The following is a 16,884-nucleotide window of genomic DNA, read 5'->3' on the forward strand; positions in this document are numbered from 1 at the left end:
TCACCTCGTTACTCATTGTACTGGATTTTCGAAACAAGAATCAATGGGAGTTCGCAAACAAAGTGAGAGGCAATCCCCCCACTTTGCCGCAAACGTTATGCATTTTTTCCGCAGCAATGTTTATACTTTTTGCCGCTTCCGCAAATGCAAGGGTCGTTGCGACCAATGCGAACGGCCTTGCGATACGGCTTCCGTTTTACTTCGCCTTCTCCTTCTTTCGGATGAACCGCTTCGCCTTTTGCCACTTCCTGGCGTTCGAGATTGCTGTGGATTTCCGCTTTCATAATATATTTTGCTACTTCTTCTTCAATGGAAGCGATCATGTTTTCAAACATCGCATATCCTTCCATTTGATATTCGCGAAGCGGATCAATTTGTCCGTACGCGCGCAAATGAATTCCTTGACGCAGCTGCTCCATCGCGTCGATATGGTCCATCCACTTCATATCGACGGCGCGAAGGACGATGACGCGTTCAAATTCGCGCATTTGTTCCGGCGGAATTTGCTGTTCTTTTTCATCATAGCGCGCTTTCACTTTTTCCCAAATGAGCTCAATCATTTCTTCCGGCTCTTTGCCGCGCAAATCGTTAACGGTCACATCGCCTTCCGGCAACAGGTTGGCATTGACGTAATCGATGATTCCTTTTAAATTCCATTCTTCCGGAAGCTCTTCTTTCGGCGTATGAGCGTTGACGACCCGCTCAATGACCGATTGAATCATTTTTTCGATAATGCCGCGCAAGTTGTCGGAGTCAAGCACTTCATAGCGCTGGCGATAAATAATTTCACGCTGCTCACGCAACACATCATCGTATTGAAGCAGCTGTTTACGCGCATCAAAGTTGTTGCCTTCTACCCGTTTTTGCGCCGATTCGACCGCTTTAGTGACCATTTTGCTTTGAATTGGCTGCGAATCATCCATGCCTAAACGGTCCATCATCGACATTAAACTTTCCGAACCGAAGCGGCGCATCAACTCATCTTCAAGCGATAGATAAAATTGCGATACACCTGGGTCGCCTTGACGTCCCGCACGACCGCGCAACTGGTTATCAATACGGCGGCTTTCATGGCGTTCCGTGCCAATGACCGCTAATCCGCCAAGCTCTTTGACACCTTCGCCAAGCTTAATATCCGTACCGCGTCCGGCCATGTTTGTCGCGATCGTTACAGCGCCTTTTTGACCGGCTTGGGCGATAATTTCTGCCTCTTTCGCATGGTTTTTCGCATTTAATACATTATGCGGAATCCCGCGTTTTTTCAACATGTTCGAAAGAAGTTCCGATGTTTCAATCGACACCGTCCCGACAAGCACCGGCTGCCCTTTCGCATGACGCTGTGCGATATCTTCTACTACGGCGCGGAATTTACCTTCCATCGTCCGGAAAATTAAATCTGGACGGTCTTCACGGATGACCGGCTTGTTTGTCGGGATGACAACGACTTGCATGTTATAAATGTTGCGGAATTCTTCTTCTTCCGTTTTCGCCGTTCCCGTCATTCCCGCAAGCTTTTCATACATGCGGAAGTAGTTTTGGAACGTAATCGTCGCAAGCGTCATCGATTCATTTTGAATTTCCAATCCTTCTTTTGCTTCGATCGCTTGATGCAATCCGTCACTATAACGGCGTCCGCGCATTAGTCGGCCTGTAAACTGGTCGACGATGACGACTTTTCCGTCTTCCACCACATAATCGACATCCCGATGCATCGTCACATGCGCTCTTAGCGCCAAGTTAATATGATGGTTTAGCGTTACATGCTTTAAGTCGAATAGGTTGTCGATTCCAAACGCTTTTTCCGCTTTCGTGATCCCTTCTTCGGTGAGCTGTACGCTTTTCGTTTTCTCATCATACGTATAATCGACATCTTTTTTCAATGTACGCACAAACGCATTTGCCTGAATATACAGCGCTGTCGATTTTTGCGCGGTGCCCGAAATAATGAGCGGCGTCCGCGCCTCATCAATTAAAATCGAGTCCACTTCGTCAATAATCGCATAATGAAGCGGACGCTGTACGATATGTTCTTTATAAAGCACCATGTTATCGCGCAAATAGTCAAAGCCAAACTCGTTGTTTGTTCCGTACGTAATATCGGCATTATACGCCGCTTGTTTTTCCTCCCGCGACATACCGCTTAAATTCAAACCGATGGTTAATCCTAAAAACTCATACAATTTGCCCATTTCCGTCGCATCGCGGGTCGCCAAATATTCGTTGACCGTCACGACATGCACGCCTTTTCCGGTTAAAGCGTTTAAATAAACGGGCATCGTCGCCGTTAACGTTTTCCCTTCCCCTGTTTTCATTTCGGCGATATTTCCCTCATGGAGGACAATACCGCCCATAATTTGCACTTTATATGGATATAATCCAAGGACGCGCTTTGCACCTTCGCGCACGACGGCAAAAGCCTCCACTAACAAGTCATCCAGCGACTCGCCTTGTTGATAGCGCGCCTTGAATTCCTCGGTCTTTTGACGCAACTGTTCATCCGAAAGCTTTGCCATCTCTGGGCCAAGCGCATCGACTTGGTCAGCAATCTTTTCTAAACGGCTTAGTTGGCGTTTGTTTGGGTCAAACACCTTTTTTAATACTCCAAGCATAGAAAACGCTCCTTATTCAATGGAATCACTAATCTACATGATATCATGTACACGAATGGGTGACAACTAAGACGCGGAGATGAACCGGGGAGGAAAATGCGGAAAAGAAGAACTGGAGTAGCTTCATTCTTGGGATTGAATTTGTTCAATAGCTCCTTCTACATGCAAAAGACGTTTGTTGATCGCATATATTTCAAACCCTTTTTCTTCCACTTTCTTATCTATATTTTTCAACAGAGCATGCACATCGTCAGCAACTTGATTTTCTAGACGAAATAATGCTTCTTTCGCCTCACATAGTTCCCGTTCTACCCGTTCGAGCCGCCCTTTCACATCAACCATATCATTTTCAATACGATCAAGGTGTCCGTCAACCTCTTCCATCCCTTGCTCCAGACGTCCCAACCGAGCTTCTATCGTTGCGAAACATTTGTCAATTTGATCAAAACGATCGCGAACTTCTACTTGAAATTGTTCAGCATTCATTTCCATCTTGTCCAATTTTACTAAAATCTGCCGCAAAAGCGCCTCCATCGTTTTTCCCCTCCTTCCTCCATATTATAACATCCCCTGCCGGACGTTGGCAGGGGATGAGGGTCAGTTTGCTTCAATTAAGCCGTATTTTCCATCTTTACGGCGATACACGATGTTTGTGCGGTTTGTTTCCGCGTTTGTAAAGATGAAGAAGTTATGGCCAAGCAAATTCATTTGCAAAATCGCTTCTTCGCTGTCCATCGGTTTTAAGCTGAAATGTTTCGTGCGGACAATCTCAAATTCTTCTTCCTCATTCTCCTCTACCGGAGGATTGTTGTTTTGCGTGACAAGCACTTGTTTTGTTTCTTTATTGCGTAATTTACGATTTACTTTCGTTTTATGTTTACGAATTTGTCTTTCTAATTTATCCGCTACTAAATCAATGGCCGCATACATGTCGTCATGGCGTTCTTCCGCGCGAAGCAACAGTTGCGGCATTGGGATCGTCACTTCGATTTTTCCTTGTTTATCGTTATATACTTTTAAATTAACGTGAACATGAATATCTTCTGTGTTTTCAAAGTATCTTTCCAATTTTCCAATTTTTTTCTCGACATACTCACGCAATGCTGGAGTTACTTCAATGTTTTCCCCGCGAATGTTATAGATCATCGCTGATCACTCCTTTTTATTTAAGGCTATGTGTTTAATATTCTACAAACCCCAACAAAGGTCCTGCTTGAATCAGCAAAATGTTTTTGAAAATTTTGTGAAAGTGAGAAGGAAATGTGGCAATATTACTCAGAGAATAACATCGTTTTTCCTAACCCCATTTTTTATTTTATTACCAATTCCATTGTACCATTCAAAATGCGGCAACATGCAAAAATTTGCTTATTTCATCGCCTCTACACAATCGGATGAAACACCGGATATGTCGGCGTCGTATCGAAAGTGTTTCCCGACTTTCCGCTCAGACCGATCGTGCGCATCATTAAAAATCCGTACGAAATCGATTTGCGCAAGGAAATTAATGTGACAATCGTCAAAGCCGTATAAAAAACACCGAGCCCCACGCGGACTCGGTGTTTTCATTGTTCGACATATCGCTTTAACAGCTGGGTGATGATCATCTTCCACGCTTGAAACGCGGGGGAAAGATGCTGCTCAACGATGCACTGCTTCATGTTCGGATCGCCAAAATTTCCATCTAATTTATACGCTTCTTCCAACACATCGGAAAATAGCCGCAAGTGATGAACGATGTCCGTCTCCTCGGCAAACAGCCGACATAAATGTACATTTGTCTCGCTAATCTTCGCCAATGCCATAAAAATATTGGCAAGCACCTCGTCTCCTTGCGTCCGCTCATAATTTACGAAACTTTCTTCCACATACGCAAACCCTTCCTCGATCGTATCGAGAAGCGCCACGTATTTTTGCACCATTTCGATTTGCATCGGTGTTAACACCGTCATATCTATCACAACCTATCTCTTTTTATCGTAAAACATTCCGTCCATTACTAAAGACTGCTCGTACGGGTTCGTATAATGGGCATTGGCCCGCCTTTTCTCGCGGACCATCGCCAAATCGCGCTGAATTCGCCGCTTCAGCTCCCGCAAATGTTCTTCAATCTCTTGATTCCACTGCACGATTTGCCTGCCAAGCCGCTGTTCTTCCCCGCTATACGGCGGACGAAGCTCCCGTAACAGCTCGTCCCTTTGTGCAAGCAACCGCTCGATAGCGGCTATCTTCTCGTCGCGCGCTTCCGCTGTTATCGGCATAGCGACGAGGTCACGCAGCTCTTTCGTCACGTGAAATAACGCGATGACAACGCTCATTATGCCTGCCCGCCTTGCGCGTATTGACGCTGCCGGTTGATTTGAATCACTTGCTTCCACGTGTCACGAAACTCGGTCACATATCCTTCGACTTCATCTAAAATCGCCGCATCGTTTTTCACGTTCGCCTCGACAAGCCGGCGGTAAATGTAGTCGTACATCGTCATCATCGACTTCGCGACTTCATACTCCATATTGAGCGTCACCATCAGCTCACGAATAATGTTTTGCGCCTTGATCAAGTTTTCGTTTCGCGCTGCGATATTGTTTTCTTCGATCGCCTTGCGCGCCAGCTTAATAAATTTCAAGCAGCCGTTGTATAACATCAATGTCAACTCGCCTGGCGATGCCGTCTGCACGGCGTTCGTTTGGTAGTTTTGATATGGATTGTTCGTTGCCATTCATCCCACTCCTTTACGTTCTATTGAGAACCGCCGAAAAAGGCGTTCATCAAATACATGCTTTGCTCGTTCGCCCGCTGAATCGCCTTTTCCATCGCCGTAAACTGCCGCCAATAGCGGTCCTCGATTTCTTTGAGGCGGTCTTCAAAACGATCGATTTGGCTGTCAATTTGGATTAAATCGCGACCAATCGCAAACTGCTGGTTCGTCCAAATCGTCTTCCCGGCTTTTTGTTCGATTTTGCCGATGGTATCTTTGATCGTATCACGGAGACGGCGGACAATGCCTTTTTCTGAATAGTTGGTGCTGTCATTATTAAACAAGCGGTAAATCGCATTCGGATTTTCTTGAATTTTTTGGCGAAGTTTCGTTTCATCAATAATGAGTTTACCCCCATCCAAGTAGTTAGATGAGGTAGTAATGCCAATTTCCGCAAGCTGGGAAAACCCGATTGTAATATTAGAACCCTCTACTTTTGTATAAAGGTCCATTCGCATCTTGCTTAGACCGCTCGATAAAATCGAATCGCCTCGCAACATCCCGCTCCGGGCTTTTTCTTCCCAAAGCTCGATTTGTTTTTCCGTCATCGCTTCTTTTTGCTCGTCGGTAAGCGGCGGGTAATCGCGATAGCGTTCTTCTTTCAGCTCGGCGTTAATTTTGCTGATGACTTCGTTGTATTTGTCGACGAACCCTTTAATCACGTTAAACATTGCGTCGGTATCGTTTGTCGTTGTAATCGTAGCGGATGCTCCTTCTTTTTTCAATGTATACGTCACGCCATTAATAGTAAATGTATTAGTCGAACGGGTCGTCGCTAGACCGTTAATGGTAAATTGGGCATCTTCACCAGCTGTTTTGACGTTTGCATCACCAGCATCAACAATGCCATCATTGTTCGTATCACCAAGTTCTCTGCCAGCAAAAGCGGTAAATCCAAGTTCTTGAAAAAAATTAGCAGTAACGTCATCATTTATAACCAGTTTTGCAGCTGCTCCTGTATCTTTTTTCGTTATAACTACTTTATCCGTCTGCGGATCATGGAAAACTGTAATCCCTAAATCATTGTTGCTATTTAATTTAGAAATAACAGAATTTAATGTATCAGATGCATCAATAGTGATAGTTACACCATTTTTCGTACTGCCATCTCCATTCGTTACATTGAGACTAATCGTTCTTGTTGTACCGCTTTGAAAATTCTCTGTTCCATTTGAAATCCATGTAGCGGCTTTTGCAATTTTTGTTACATTTATGGTTGTGCTTATATTTGCAGCAGAAGAGTTCGCCGTTGCAGTGACGACACTTTCATCAGAGCTGGCTACTTTCTTTTTCAACATGCTGCTTTGCAATGTTAAATTATTAAAAATATAGTTATCAAGATCTTGCAACAACGCGTTCATCGAACGATAATCATCGCGCTGCCACTCTAAAATTTGCTTTTTCTGTTTCAACTTATCAAGCGGCATCCGTTCCACTTTCATTAAGTCCTTAACGATCTGGTCGATATCCATGCCGCTCGCCAAACCGCCAATGCGCATGTTGCTTGCCAAATTCACTCACCACCATTAAATTTTTTTATCGACAATCAACCCGACAAATTCCATCATCGCCGCGTACATATCCAACAGCTTTTTCGGCGGAATTTCGCGAATAACCTCATCCGTTCGCTCATCAATGATTTGTACGTAATATTCCTGCAACTCGTCATGCAGCTCAAACTTTAACGACGTATGGCTTGGCTGAAGGAATTCGTTTAAGCCTTTTACTACTTCTTCTAGTTTTTCTTTTGGAATGTTTTGCACTGTTGTTTCTGAATTGTTCGTATGATGTTGCTGCTGGGGTTCGATCATGCTGCCGGCTTTTTCATTGCGAATATTTTCATACAAATAGGAAAGAGAATGCGAAGATACTCGTTCCATCGCCATCATCGTCCGCTCCTTTGCATGAACACTATCTATGTTTTATATCGGATGGAGATGAGGAGTTGTGAAGGGGGATAGAAAAATAAAAGCACCCTATATCAAAATCAGGGATTATGATAATTCTATTTCAACAATAGACTGTCAAAAGGTTTGGAATTCAGTTTTGTAGCGAAATTAATAATAAAAAATAGAAAAAACCCCAAAAAATAAGGTTTATATTAATAATAAAAGCCTCACTCCCTAAATGAGCAAGGCTTATCTACAAGCATTTTTTTATTAATTAAGCATCCCTATTCCCTTCAAATGTTGCCAAGCTTTTGTAATATGCTTTTCTTTAAATATCTTCCGCTTTCGTTCGTTCCAGTTGTGAATCTCTCCAATAATGGAATGAACATCGTCTTTTATATCCGGATTTTCTTTTACAACCCAATGTACGGTGGAAAGCAATTCCATCCCATATGGAGTTTCAAACCCTTGAATGACATTCCGCACTTTTTCTAAATGTTCATCAGCTTCGGAATCACCCTGCAAATACTGTTCAGCTTCTTGTACCGCATTCGGTAGCAAATAAATTTCCGCATCCCGATTGCGGTCTCCAAAACCTCGAATAAAATGACCGTCCAAACGCAGTAACACATGATTTAAGTTGTCCGCATACGGACCGTATTTCCCTTTCTCAAATCGCAATCTCATCGGCTCGCCGACAACCTGAAGAAAATAAGCCAACTTCTGAACTTCCAGCAATGACAACTTATACCCCGGAATGGAATAATCATTCATTAACATTAGCAATAACGCTCGAGATCTTGTCATCTTTGGAGGTTTTGTACGTATTTTAATTTGATCAGGGTTAGGGCTCCCTGCAGGCTCATACAAATGCACTTCCACCTCTTTTAAATGCTCAAAAGCCGCTTCAATTTTAGGACGTACTTCATCCCATCTAAGCCCACCATTTCCACAGCCAAGCGGCGGAAGCGCAATCGATTTTATATTAAGCTCCTTAACCACCTTTATCAAATCCGCCAACCCTAGTTCAATATCTTCCATCCGGGATTTATTTTTCCAATGGCGTTTTGTAGGAAAATTAATAATATATTTTGGGTTCAACAACGATTTAGTGGAAACGACATGCATTTTGCCTGGCTGCACTTCCTTGCGACGGCAAGCCTTTTCATACTCCGAAAACATTTCTGGATAAGCTTGCTTAAATTGCAGTGCAATTCCTTTCCCCATCACTCCGACACAATTGACCGTGTTCACCAAAGCTTCTGCTTCATCTTCCAAGAGATTGCCTTGTTTTAGGATGATCATTGCGTCACCTCCTTCAGTAGTACCAATGCGGCCGGACAGCTATCGGTTTATGGCAATGACATTGGTACATAATCTCTTCAACTTTTTGCTTCATTTTATCATTTTTAACCCCGATACCTAAAATCATATCAATAGGAACAAATTGATACACTAAAAACTCCGCTTGCCTTCTTCTTTCCCGATCGGGGTCCTCTTCCGTTTCAAACCAAAATTGAGAGTGCATAACGTTCCAGTCAATTTTATCTAAGTCTTTTAAATTATTATAAAAATCAGTAAATTTCATAATGGCATGCCCATCCGTAAACACATAACCTAATCCTCTATGATGGATCACATCTGTCCTAGACACGAGATAAATAATCTCATCTTGTCCTTTTGTGTACCCGTCTACACGGCCTTTGTTAATAGCATATAACATCGGTGACCTAGGTGCAAAGTAAAAAGGAACATAATCATGTAAAGTGCCATAAGGAGGAAGCGGAACTGATGTGATTGACCTCCTAGCTTGTATACGTGTATGCGCAATATTGACATACGATACACTTTTCACCTTCGCCACGTTATTTGCCACTAATCCACCGTGACAAAGGATCGATGGAAGGTTGCTATAGTGGGTGATATGGTAGAGCCATTTTTTATAAATCATCACGTCAAACACCCTACTGTTTAGTTTTCATAAATGACCGATGGCGTGCATTGCCCGACAGACAAATTATAAAACTAGTAAGCAAAACTGTCTTTATGGGTTTACATTTTTTCTGACAATAAAATACAATTCATAATTTTTAAGACATTTCATAATATTCAACCTGAATTACAGCTCCTATTTCTTTTTGGTATACAAAGCCCGATGATGTATAAAAGTTTGTGTAAAGCATTTTGCTAGACCAAAAGAAAAAAGGTAGGGTATTCTCTGATTTAGCCATAACACATTCCAGAGAAAGGAGTACCCTATCTATTCAGAGATCCCCTATCTATCTTACATTACACAAAATTCTTGACGGTACCATCTAATTCGATACCAATTTGTGCGAGTGCATCCGTATCAAAAATGGTCGTAGCACAACCTGTATCCAATAACACGTCCGTTAAAAGAACGGCTTTTTCACCACACTTTATTTCGACAGAAACAATAGGTAATCCATTTTCTATTCTTATATTCATACTCTCCCCCGAATCCCTATAAAATATTGTTCTTCTACCTCTATTTGCTCCTTACTTGTGTGAAAAATATATAATTCTTTCTCCGGAAAAGTTTTGTGCTGCTGTTTATAACCATTCCATGCATCAGACACACTATGATACCGATCGATCACTGCCATTTCTTTAATGATGCGTTTGCCATTTTGCGAACAAGCCGAAATGGCCTCCACCAAAACAAATTGATTCGGATATTGCTTACGTAACTCTGACCATTTCATTTGTTTTCCTCCCTTTTTATTATCATTTTATCAATAATCACCTTACACACATATAAAAAATCGTAGAAAGCAACATCTTTAATTTAAACGATGACAGTTTTAATCCTAAAAGTTTCTCTCCTTTAGTAACAATGAGAGCAATGAACATGAAGCTGCATCCCATTACTAAGCAAAAGGGACACGATTCTTTGAAACCCTTTTTCCCGAAAATCATCAGGCATAATCACAATCAACGTATAATCGGCGAGCGAATGGTAAAACTGCATTTTTCGGCCCGCCTTCTCCGCATACCACTTATAACGAGTCGAACCATATAGTCCGAAATATTCGACAATCCACTTTCTGCCGTTTTGTTCGATCACCCAGTCAGGGATGTATACTTCGTCATATTCTTGGTTCACAAAACGACATCCTTCTCTTTCCACTTTCCCATCAACGACCGCGCGAATCAAAAAGTTATGGATTTCTAGTTCTTCTTTTGAATCACACAATTGCCCGTCAATCCCAACTAGCAAATTAAATTCCTCAGGCTGAAATGTATATTCGGGGAATGATTCCATAATCCAACGGTAAAATTTGCTGTCGTAATGACGATCGACCATGCTGATAAACCGTGGAAAATGCTTGCGAAAATACGCCCGGTTTAACCGCGGCAACTCCTCGCGGCCGATCCCCCGCTTGGCACAAAACGTCCGCAGCGCCTGCACCCGGTTTTGCGGCGAATGCCAATGTTGGTTCGGCACACGCTGAAACTCTGTCACATCATACTTCCCCGGAAACACCGCCTCTATAATCTCAATCGGCGAACCGTGATATTCATGCAACAGACCAGTCAGCCCCTCCGCCATCAGCCGCTGTTTCGTCATAAAGCGCGGGACATCCTGCTCGGCTACTTTCTCCCTTTCAATCAAATCAATAATGGCCTGTCTGACATTCTTGATATCTTTCCAATAGCCGTTTGGTTTTGTGTGAAAATCATCGAGTGAAAATTGGTTGGGGAAAAGATATTGGATGAACGATGAAGGAGATCCGCGGTGATGTTTTAAAGCTGCGCTAAAACGATGCTTGATGAGCATTTGCTGCGTCACTTTCTTCGGCACGTCTTCGAACCGGATCTTTTCCATACGAAGCATGTCCATAAACTGCTCTCTCAAAAATTCGCGGTTCATTGCATAGCCTTGAGGAATTTTTTTAAAATCCGTTTCTTTAAAACGGCCGGGGTATAGGGCGTTCATGAAGCGGTATGGGGAATGGCCATATCGCTTCAAAGGGTTGGAAAATCCCCACTCAACGAGCAAATCGTAATTCACCTTTCTCGGTATTTCCACAATCCTTATTCCTTCCCTGCGCAAATGCCATTCCAATCGGTTGCGTATATTTTGAATATTGTTCCAGTAATTAATCGGCACTCGATTGAAATTAAATTCATTGTATCGGTCAGGATATACAAATTGAATCAATTTACGAACAGATTTAAAACGATTCAAGGCTCCCCAAAGCTTCTGTTCCTTTATGACGCCTCTGTTAATCTTGGGGATTTGCTCCTTTTTCAAGCCAAAATGCACTTCTAATGCATAACGAACAATAATGATCACATTTTCGTCTTTTTCCCATGTACCTGAAGGAAGGACCTTTCTTTTTCCGCTGATGAGCTCCTTATAGAGGTTCACAACAGGCAATTGAGCTAGCTCAGAAGGACAAATGCTTCGATAGTAATTTAGATTATCCATATGATCACCTCTAATTCATTATAACACAAATACGAATGTATGTTCTGTTAAATCCTAAAAATTAGAGCTTATTAATAGCAGACTCCTTGATTTATATTCGTTATTTTTCTAGATTAGATCCCCCTTCAATCAAATATAACTATAAATTGTTCAAATAAATGAGCAAAAAGTGTTCATTCCATGTTACTTGACGGTTCCAAAAGAGTTTGGAAAATATCTTTGCGTCTTTTATAATAGAATATATGTTCGAAAAATTATTTTAGGAGGCCTCATAAAGATGATGAAAAAAATTGAAACATTACTGCAACTTCTCCCGTTAGATGCGTTAAGTATGCTTACGGGGAAGTTACTAGGGGATGCCAATCTTACAATCGAAAAAACACGAAGACCTCGTCTGCGATTTTCACATGCCATTCACGATAAAACATGGTGTTTTTATTGTTATCAAGAGCTTAGCAAATATATTAAATTAGCGCGGCCAAAATATAGAAAAATTATCGATCCAAGAACAAAGATGGGATTTACAGAACACTATTATGTACAATCATTCACTTCGGAAGTGATTGATTTATTAAAGGATATTTGGTATCCAAATGGTAAAAAAACTGTTCCCTTCTCCCTCTTACCTTTTGTGTTAACTCCCATTTGTCTCGCATGGTGGTATCAAGATGATGGACATTTAAAAATCGAAAAGAATCAAGTCAAAAAAATCATTCTATCTACTGACGGCTTTTCCGCCGCTGAAAATGAAAAACTTATCGAGTCAATTTATCAGCTGTACAAATTAGAATTCTCGCTTGACAAGCAAAATCGTTTAATCCTCTACGATCAACCGCAAATTTTTTATTTCGTTCATCTCATAAAGCCATACGTCCATGAAAGCATGCATCGAAAAATTCAAGTCTCTTCTATGAACAAAAAAATTACCGCAAAACGTACAACAATCTACTTACCGACGTCCATTCCTATTAAGAAACCGACTAGAGACATTCATAAAATATTAGAACGTCTTCCTTTCCTGTACACACAATTGCATGATAAAACTATATACGATATGTTATTTAAAGAACTATTTCCAAAATTAAAAATAGATAAAAAATCATTAAAGCCCTATCAAATTCAGCTAAACGTCGAACAAAGACAATGGCTATATAAGTTTAAAGAGATAACAGGATTAAACATGAGCCAAATTGTTCATCTCTGCGCTTTCATAAGTGATGATTTTAGTGTTTAAAGCAAAACAGTCACTATGCATGAAAGTGAGGCAGACACTTATTTAGCAATTAAAATACCATCTTTTCCAATAGTACAATTCTTATTATTTTCGTCAATTTCTTTAAGATGATTCTGAAAGCTTTCGCTAAAATAACCTATTGACTCTAGTTCTTTGTGAAAATTAATTTCTTTATCTTCAATTGATTTTGATAAGACCATAAAAAGATTTTTTTCGATTCCCACTTTAAAGATTTTGTAAGGATCGTTTAATACAATAAAATCTAAACCGTTAATATTTACTACACTGTTCTTTCCTTTGCTTACAATGTAAAACGGAAGGGCATAATAATCTCTTAAAAATTGACTCATATTCACTTTTAAATGAAGGGCATTAATCATTCGGCTTGGGAGGGTCACTTATACGAATATTTATCATGTTATTGTTGAGGTAACTCATTATAGCTAGTCTGAATATTGGCTCTTCATCATTTATTGTTTTCAAATTTTCCGTTTGTTCTTTCGCCCTTGCCAAATCTCCACGTTTAAACTGTGTCCTGCCTTTTGCTTCGATCACTGCCCATCGATTAGATGAATCATATCCGATAAAGTCGGGTCTTCTATTCGATTCTCCATTCATTGTAATATTAACAGGATTTGGACCGTATAGACCTGCCTGATAAACATCTAAATGCATAATCCAATTAATGTTAAACAACTTCATCGTTAGCAAATGCGCAAAAGTACAACCTAAAAAATAATTTATAGCTCCCTTTTCTCTGGGATCTAATGTATGATAAGGTCCGCTAACCGTAAGATAGCGAGAGTTTCCATTATCCGTTAAAAACGTTTGAACAAGACTAGTCCTGAAATTCACTTCATAGTCCGAATAAATTCCATGATACAACACATCATCCCAGTTTCTTCGACCGACCGTAATAGCAGCGTGAATAATATCTGTAAATTCTATTTTTAATTCATCTTGGCAATTATTGTACACTCCATTTTCATTAAAATCTTGTAATATGTACGGCAGTATAGTCATTCTCATTCCCTTCCTTCATCGTCAAGCAACATTGAAAAAGAGATACCAGCAAATGCCGGTATCTCTTTGGTAAATATTCGAAATTAACGGAGCAATTGCAATACTGCTTGTGGTTGTTGGTTGGCTTGCCATGCCTCAACGTCTTTCGAACGTTGTGTAGACTACATCTTCACCTTTCCAGCTTGCCGCTGGCGAAGGGCTGGGCGCTTCGGTTCGGCTATCTTGCCTCCCCTACGGACTTCATCACCATAGCGTTTCGCCTTAGGTGGTATGTCCTAGTCGTTGAACCTTCTCCACCCTTTCGGGACAGGAGCTTGGCTGCTGGTTGCCCATTGTTGCATCTTTCCTTTTTTCCAGCCGTCACGCCTGCCGTTTCCAGCTACGTTGTGGCAAGGAAAGCTTTAGGGGTTCCCAGCAATTCACCCAGTGATCCTCTTAGCCGTTTCCAGCTAAGACGCCCTTCTAATCAAATTACCGAAGCAGTTGCAATACCGCTTGCGGAATTTGACTAGATTGAGCCAACATTGCTTGCGCTGCTTGTGTTAGGATGTTGTTCTTTGTGAACTCCATCATTTCTTTGGCCATCGTGCCACCCTCACTTTCGTGACGGGACCAGACTACATCTTCACCCTCAGCATGACCTGTTAGGGGCCGGGCGCTTCGGACGATACAGGACGATGGAGGAATCCTGTTCACCCTACGGACTTCATCACCATAGCGTTTCGCCTTAGGTGGTATGTCCTAGTCGTTGAACCTTCTCCATCCTTTCGGAACAGGAGCTTGGCTGCTGGTTGCCCAATCCTTTGACTTTTCCAGCCATCACGCCTGCCGTTTCCAGCTACGTTGTGGCGTCAAAGGCTCTAAGGGGTTTCCAGCAATTCACCCGGTGATACTCCTAGCCGTTTCCAGCTAGGACGACTCTGCCTGTTGCTGCTTAGGCAGCTAAGGCATAATCTACGTCACGGATACGAGACTCAGCTGCTGTTAAATTTTCAGAAGATGTTTGTAGGTTATTAATTGTGTGTTCTAAGCGATTTTGCACAGCACCTAATTTTGAACGTTCTTCTGACACTTTTGTAATTGCATTGTTGATAATTGTAATTGCACTATTAGCAGCCTCTTGAGTACTTACATTTATGCCAGCCTGAGCAACTGCTTTAGTAATAACTGTGCCATCTGTACCAATTACTGCAGCTGTTGATGCTTGTGTCCCAACATTGACAGATGCTGCGTTTCCACCTGTACCAGTCGTTAAATCTCCTAAGCTAGTTGAATTAATTTTTAAAGTTCTGCCTGTACTTGCATCACCGATTGTTACCGAATCTTGATCTGAATATACAGTTACGGCAGAACCAATATTGTTTCCTGAAGCATCAGTTAATTGAATTGAGTCATTTCTTGCAGTAAAGTTAACTGTCACAGTTTGATCAACAGCATTAAGTGCGTTAGTAGCAATTGTAATATCTACACCTTTATATTTAATAACACCATCACTACCAGTAGTATCCACAGTTGCTGCATTCCAAGTAACTCCACCATCAGTTGAATACTCTGCAGTAATTACTTTACCACTACCATCAACACTTGTTACTTTAAAAATTACACCAGTTTCATCTCTGGCTCCTGAGAAAGACGTTTGATTAGCTAGCGAAACAGCACCTGCTGTTGTGTTTCCTGTTGCTGAAGCATTAGCATTATTATGTGTTACTGCAATTTTATATGTTCCAGCTGTTAAACCTGAACCCGGCTCTGTTACAGCTGAGGAGGTTAAAGTTGTTGTTCCAGCTGTAAAGCTAGAGATATAGTTGATATCTCTAGATACACCCAGGCTTTTTGCGTCCATTGCATTAACTTTTAAAGTAATATTTTGACCACTATTTGCTCCAATATGGAAAGTATTGTCTAAACCACCAGCTAATAAATTTTGAGTATTAAATTCAGTGTCATTAGCAATACGAGTAATTTCTTTCGCTAATTGGTCAACCTCTGCTTGAATTTTCGCACGATCATCAGCAGTATTTGTATCGTTTGCAGCTTGTACCGCGAGTTCACGCATACGCTGAAGAATAGAGTGCGTTTCATTTAAAGCCCCTTCTGCCGTCTGGATAAGCGAGATTGCGTCTTGCGCATTGCGGGAAGCTTGCTCTAAACCACGAATTTGCCCGCGCATTTTTTCAGAGATCGCAAGCCCTGCCGCATCGTCACCAGCGCGGTTAATGCGAAGACCGGAAGAAAGTTTTTCCATGTTTTTCGCTGCTGCGCCTTGACCGATCGTTAATTGACGATACGTATTCAACGCCGCAATGTTGTGATTGATTCTCATATTCCCTTCCTCCTTGAAATTTTTTTATTCCACGTCCTTGTGGAATGGAGATCCGCGGATAGGAAGAAAGTCGGCCGCCTTTCTTCGCTATGCCGCGTTCACTTTTTATATCGGTTTGTTTTTTAAAAGTTTAATAGGTTGGAGAAAAAATTTTTTAGATTTTGATGTCGAGAAATTGCGAAAATGGCGAAGGTTGTTGAATTTCTTTAATGATGTGTGCTGGGTCATCCTTATGTTTATTAATGATTTCATTTAACGCTTGTTCAGCGGCTTGTTTGTTATCTTGGACAATGCTCGCAATGATTCCTGGGACATGGATGCCCATAATGCTGACGCTCATGCTTGTTTCCCCCCTTTCAAGTGTTTCAATTGCTCGTTCAATCGCTCGAGCGATGATTTGGAGGCGTGGGAGGCGGCGCTGTTTTCGGCTTGGATGGCGAGGTAAATTTCTTTGCGATGGATTTCGACGTGTTTCGGTGCGTTGATGCCAAGTTTCACTTGATCGCCTTGGATGGCGAGGACGGTGATTTCGATGTCATCGCCGATTTGAATCGCTTCTTTCAATTTGCGCGTTAGTACAAGCATATTTGCC

Annotated in this window: 21 protein-coding genes; 1 reads left to right on the forward strand and 20 read right to left on the reverse strand. The window is 41.6% G+C overall.

Going from position 1 to position 16,884, the window contains the following annotated elements; translation table 11 throughout:
• Nucleotides 1-95: 95 nt before the first annotated feature.
• From secA to B9L23_RS17720, 14 genes are all read right to left on the reverse strand, one after another.
• Nucleotides 96-2,609: a preprotein translocase subunit SecA gene (secA, locus tag B9L23_RS17655; RefSeq protein ID WP_015865065.1), complete on the reverse strand. Its 2,514-nt coding sequence runs from the start codon at nucleotides 2,607-2,609 to the stop codon at nucleotides 96-98.
• 123 nt (nucleotides 2,610-2,732) lie between these two features.
• Nucleotides 2,733-3,143 (reverse strand): hypothetical protein, encoded by a 411-nt coding sequence (locus B9L23_RS17660; RefSeq protein WP_089098101.1) that lies wholly within the window; start codon nucleotides 3,141-3,143, stop codon nucleotides 2,733-2,735.
• Between the two features lie 63 nt (nucleotides 3,144-3,206).
• Entirely contained in the window at nucleotides 3,207-3,755 is a 549-nt protein-coding gene (gene hpf / locus B9L23_RS17665; RefSeq protein WP_015865067.1) for a ribosome hibernation-promoting factor, HPF/YfiA family, read from the reverse strand.
• A gap of 236 nt (nucleotides 3,756-3,991) precedes the next feature.
• Nucleotides 3,992-4,159, reverse strand: a complete 168-nt coding sequence (locus B9L23_RS20780) for a hypothetical protein (protein ID WP_211278822.1) — start codon at nucleotides 4,157-4,159, stop codon at nucleotides 3,992-3,994.
• A gap of 15 nt (nucleotides 4,160-4,174) precedes the next feature.
• Nucleotides 4,175-4,561: a DUF8042 domain-containing protein gene (locus B9L23_RS17675; RefSeq protein ID WP_089098102.1), complete on the reverse strand. Its 387-nt coding sequence runs from the start codon at nucleotides 4,559-4,561 to the stop codon at nucleotides 4,175-4,177.
• 12 nt (nucleotides 4,562-4,573) lie between these two features.
• On the reverse strand, nucleotides 4,574-4,927 hold the full coding sequence (gene fliT, locus B9L23_RS17680; RefSeq protein ID WP_089098103.1) for a flagellar protein FliT: 354 nt from the start codon (nucleotides 4,925-4,927) through the stop codon (nucleotides 4,574-4,576).
• Nucleotides 4,927-5,328: a flagellar export chaperone FliS gene (gene fliS / locus B9L23_RS17685; RefSeq protein WP_015865070.1), complete on the reverse strand. Its 402-nt coding sequence runs from the start codon at nucleotides 5,326-5,328 to the stop codon at nucleotides 4,927-4,929. The genes fliT and fliS overlap by 1 nt, the downstream gene beginning before the upstream one ends.
• Before the next feature lie 20 nt (nucleotides 5,329-5,348).
• Nucleotides 5,349-6,878, reverse strand: coding sequence for a flagellar hook-associated protein 2 (locus B9L23_RS17690; protein ID WP_089098104.1), 1,530 nt, complete (start codon nucleotides 6,876-6,878; stop codon nucleotides 5,349-5,351).
• Nucleotides 6,879-6,893: 15 nt separating this feature from the next.
• Complete coding sequence (flaG, locus tag B9L23_RS17695) at nucleotides 6,894-7,253, reverse strand: flagellar protein FlaG (protein WP_089098105.1); 360 nt, start codon at nucleotides 7,251-7,253, stop codon at nucleotides 6,894-6,896.
• Nucleotides 7,254-7,526: 273 nt separating this feature from the next.
• Complete coding sequence (darG, locus tag B9L23_RS17700; protein ID WP_033026278.1) at nucleotides 7,527-8,561, reverse strand: type II toxin-antitoxin system antitoxin DNA ADP-ribosyl glycohydrolase DarG; 1,035 nt, start codon at nucleotides 8,559-8,561, stop codon at nucleotides 7,527-7,529.
• A 13-nt stretch (nucleotides 8,562-8,574) separates the two neighbouring features.
• Complete coding sequence (darT, locus tag B9L23_RS17705; protein ID WP_089098106.1) at nucleotides 8,575-9,207, reverse strand: type II toxin-antitoxin system toxin DNA ADP-ribosyl transferase DarT; 633 nt, start codon at nucleotides 9,205-9,207, stop codon at nucleotides 8,575-8,577.
• A gap of 338 nt (nucleotides 9,208-9,545) precedes the next feature.
• The gene (locus B9L23_RS17710; RefSeq protein WP_089098107.1) at nucleotides 9,546-9,725 is read right to left on the reverse strand and encodes a hypothetical protein; all 180 of its coding nucleotides are present in this window, start codon (nucleotides 9,723-9,725) and stop codon (nucleotides 9,546-9,548) included.
• The gene (locus B9L23_RS17715; protein ID WP_033026284.1) at nucleotides 9,722-9,982 is read right to left on the reverse strand and encodes a hypothetical protein; all 261 of its coding nucleotides are present in this window, start codon (nucleotides 9,980-9,982) and stop codon (nucleotides 9,722-9,724) included. The genes B9L23_RS17710 and B9L23_RS17715 overlap by 4 nt, the downstream gene beginning before the upstream one ends.
• Before the next feature lie 122 nt (nucleotides 9,983-10,104).
• Nucleotides 10,105-11,712, reverse strand: coding sequence for a DUF4046 domain-containing protein (locus tag B9L23_RS17720; protein ID WP_089098108.1), 1,608 nt, complete (start codon nucleotides 11,710-11,712; stop codon nucleotides 10,105-10,107).
• Between the two features lie 277 nt (nucleotides 11,713-11,989).
• On the opposite strand from B9L23_RS17720, the gene B9L23_RS17725 reads away from it, so the two are divergent.
• Complete coding sequence (locus tag B9L23_RS17725) at nucleotides 11,990-12,946, forward strand: endonuclease (RefSeq protein ID WP_233253073.1); 957 nt, start codon at nucleotides 11,990-11,992, stop codon at nucleotides 12,944-12,946.
• A gap of 38 nt (nucleotides 12,947-12,984) precedes the next feature.
• Here the strand turns inward: B9L23_RS17725 and B9L23_RS17730 are convergent, their stop codons facing one another.
• The 6 genes from B9L23_RS17730 to csrA all read right to left on the reverse strand — a co-directional run bounded on the left by B9L23_RS17730 (nucleotide 12,985) and on the right by csrA (nucleotide 16,877).
• Complete coding sequence (locus B9L23_RS17730; protein ID WP_089098109.1) at nucleotides 12,985-13,326, reverse strand: hypothetical protein; 342 nt, start codon at nucleotides 13,324-13,326, stop codon at nucleotides 12,985-12,987.
• The gene (locus B9L23_RS17735) at nucleotides 13,319-13,969 is read right to left on the reverse strand and encodes a hypothetical protein (RefSeq protein WP_089098110.1); all 651 of its coding nucleotides are present in this window, start codon (nucleotides 13,967-13,969) and stop codon (nucleotides 13,319-13,321) included. The genes B9L23_RS17730 and B9L23_RS17735 overlap by 8 nt, the downstream gene beginning before the upstream one ends.
• A gap of 471 nt (nucleotides 13,970-14,440) precedes the next feature.
• Entirely contained in the window at nucleotides 14,441-14,554 is a 114-nt protein-coding gene (locus tag B9L23_RS17740) for a flagellin (RefSeq protein WP_080729561.1), read from the reverse strand.
• A 349-nt stretch (nucleotides 14,555-14,903) separates the two neighbouring features.
• Nucleotides 14,904-16,292 (reverse strand): flagellin N-terminal helical domain-containing protein, encoded by a 1,389-nt coding sequence (locus tag B9L23_RS17745; RefSeq protein WP_089098111.1) that lies wholly within the window; start codon nucleotides 16,290-16,292, stop codon nucleotides 14,904-14,906.
• 154 nt (nucleotides 16,293-16,446) lie between these two features.
• A complete protein-coding gene (locus tag B9L23_RS17750; protein ID WP_015865079.1) occupies nucleotides 16,447-16,632 on the reverse strand; it encodes a hypothetical protein in 186 nt (61 codons plus the stop codon).
• Entirely contained in the window at nucleotides 16,629-16,877 is a 249-nt protein-coding gene (csrA, locus tag B9L23_RS17755; protein ID WP_089098112.1) for a carbon storage regulator CsrA, read from the reverse strand. Before csrA ends, B9L23_RS17750 begins: the two co-directional genes overlap by 4 nt.
• Nucleotides 16,878-16,884 lie beyond the last annotated feature (7 nt).

The organism is Parageobacillus galactosidasius (assembly GCF_002217735.1).
GTDB classification, from domain to species: domain Bacteria; phylum Bacillota; class Bacilli; order Bacillales; family Anoxybacillaceae; genus Parageobacillus_B; species Parageobacillus_B toebii.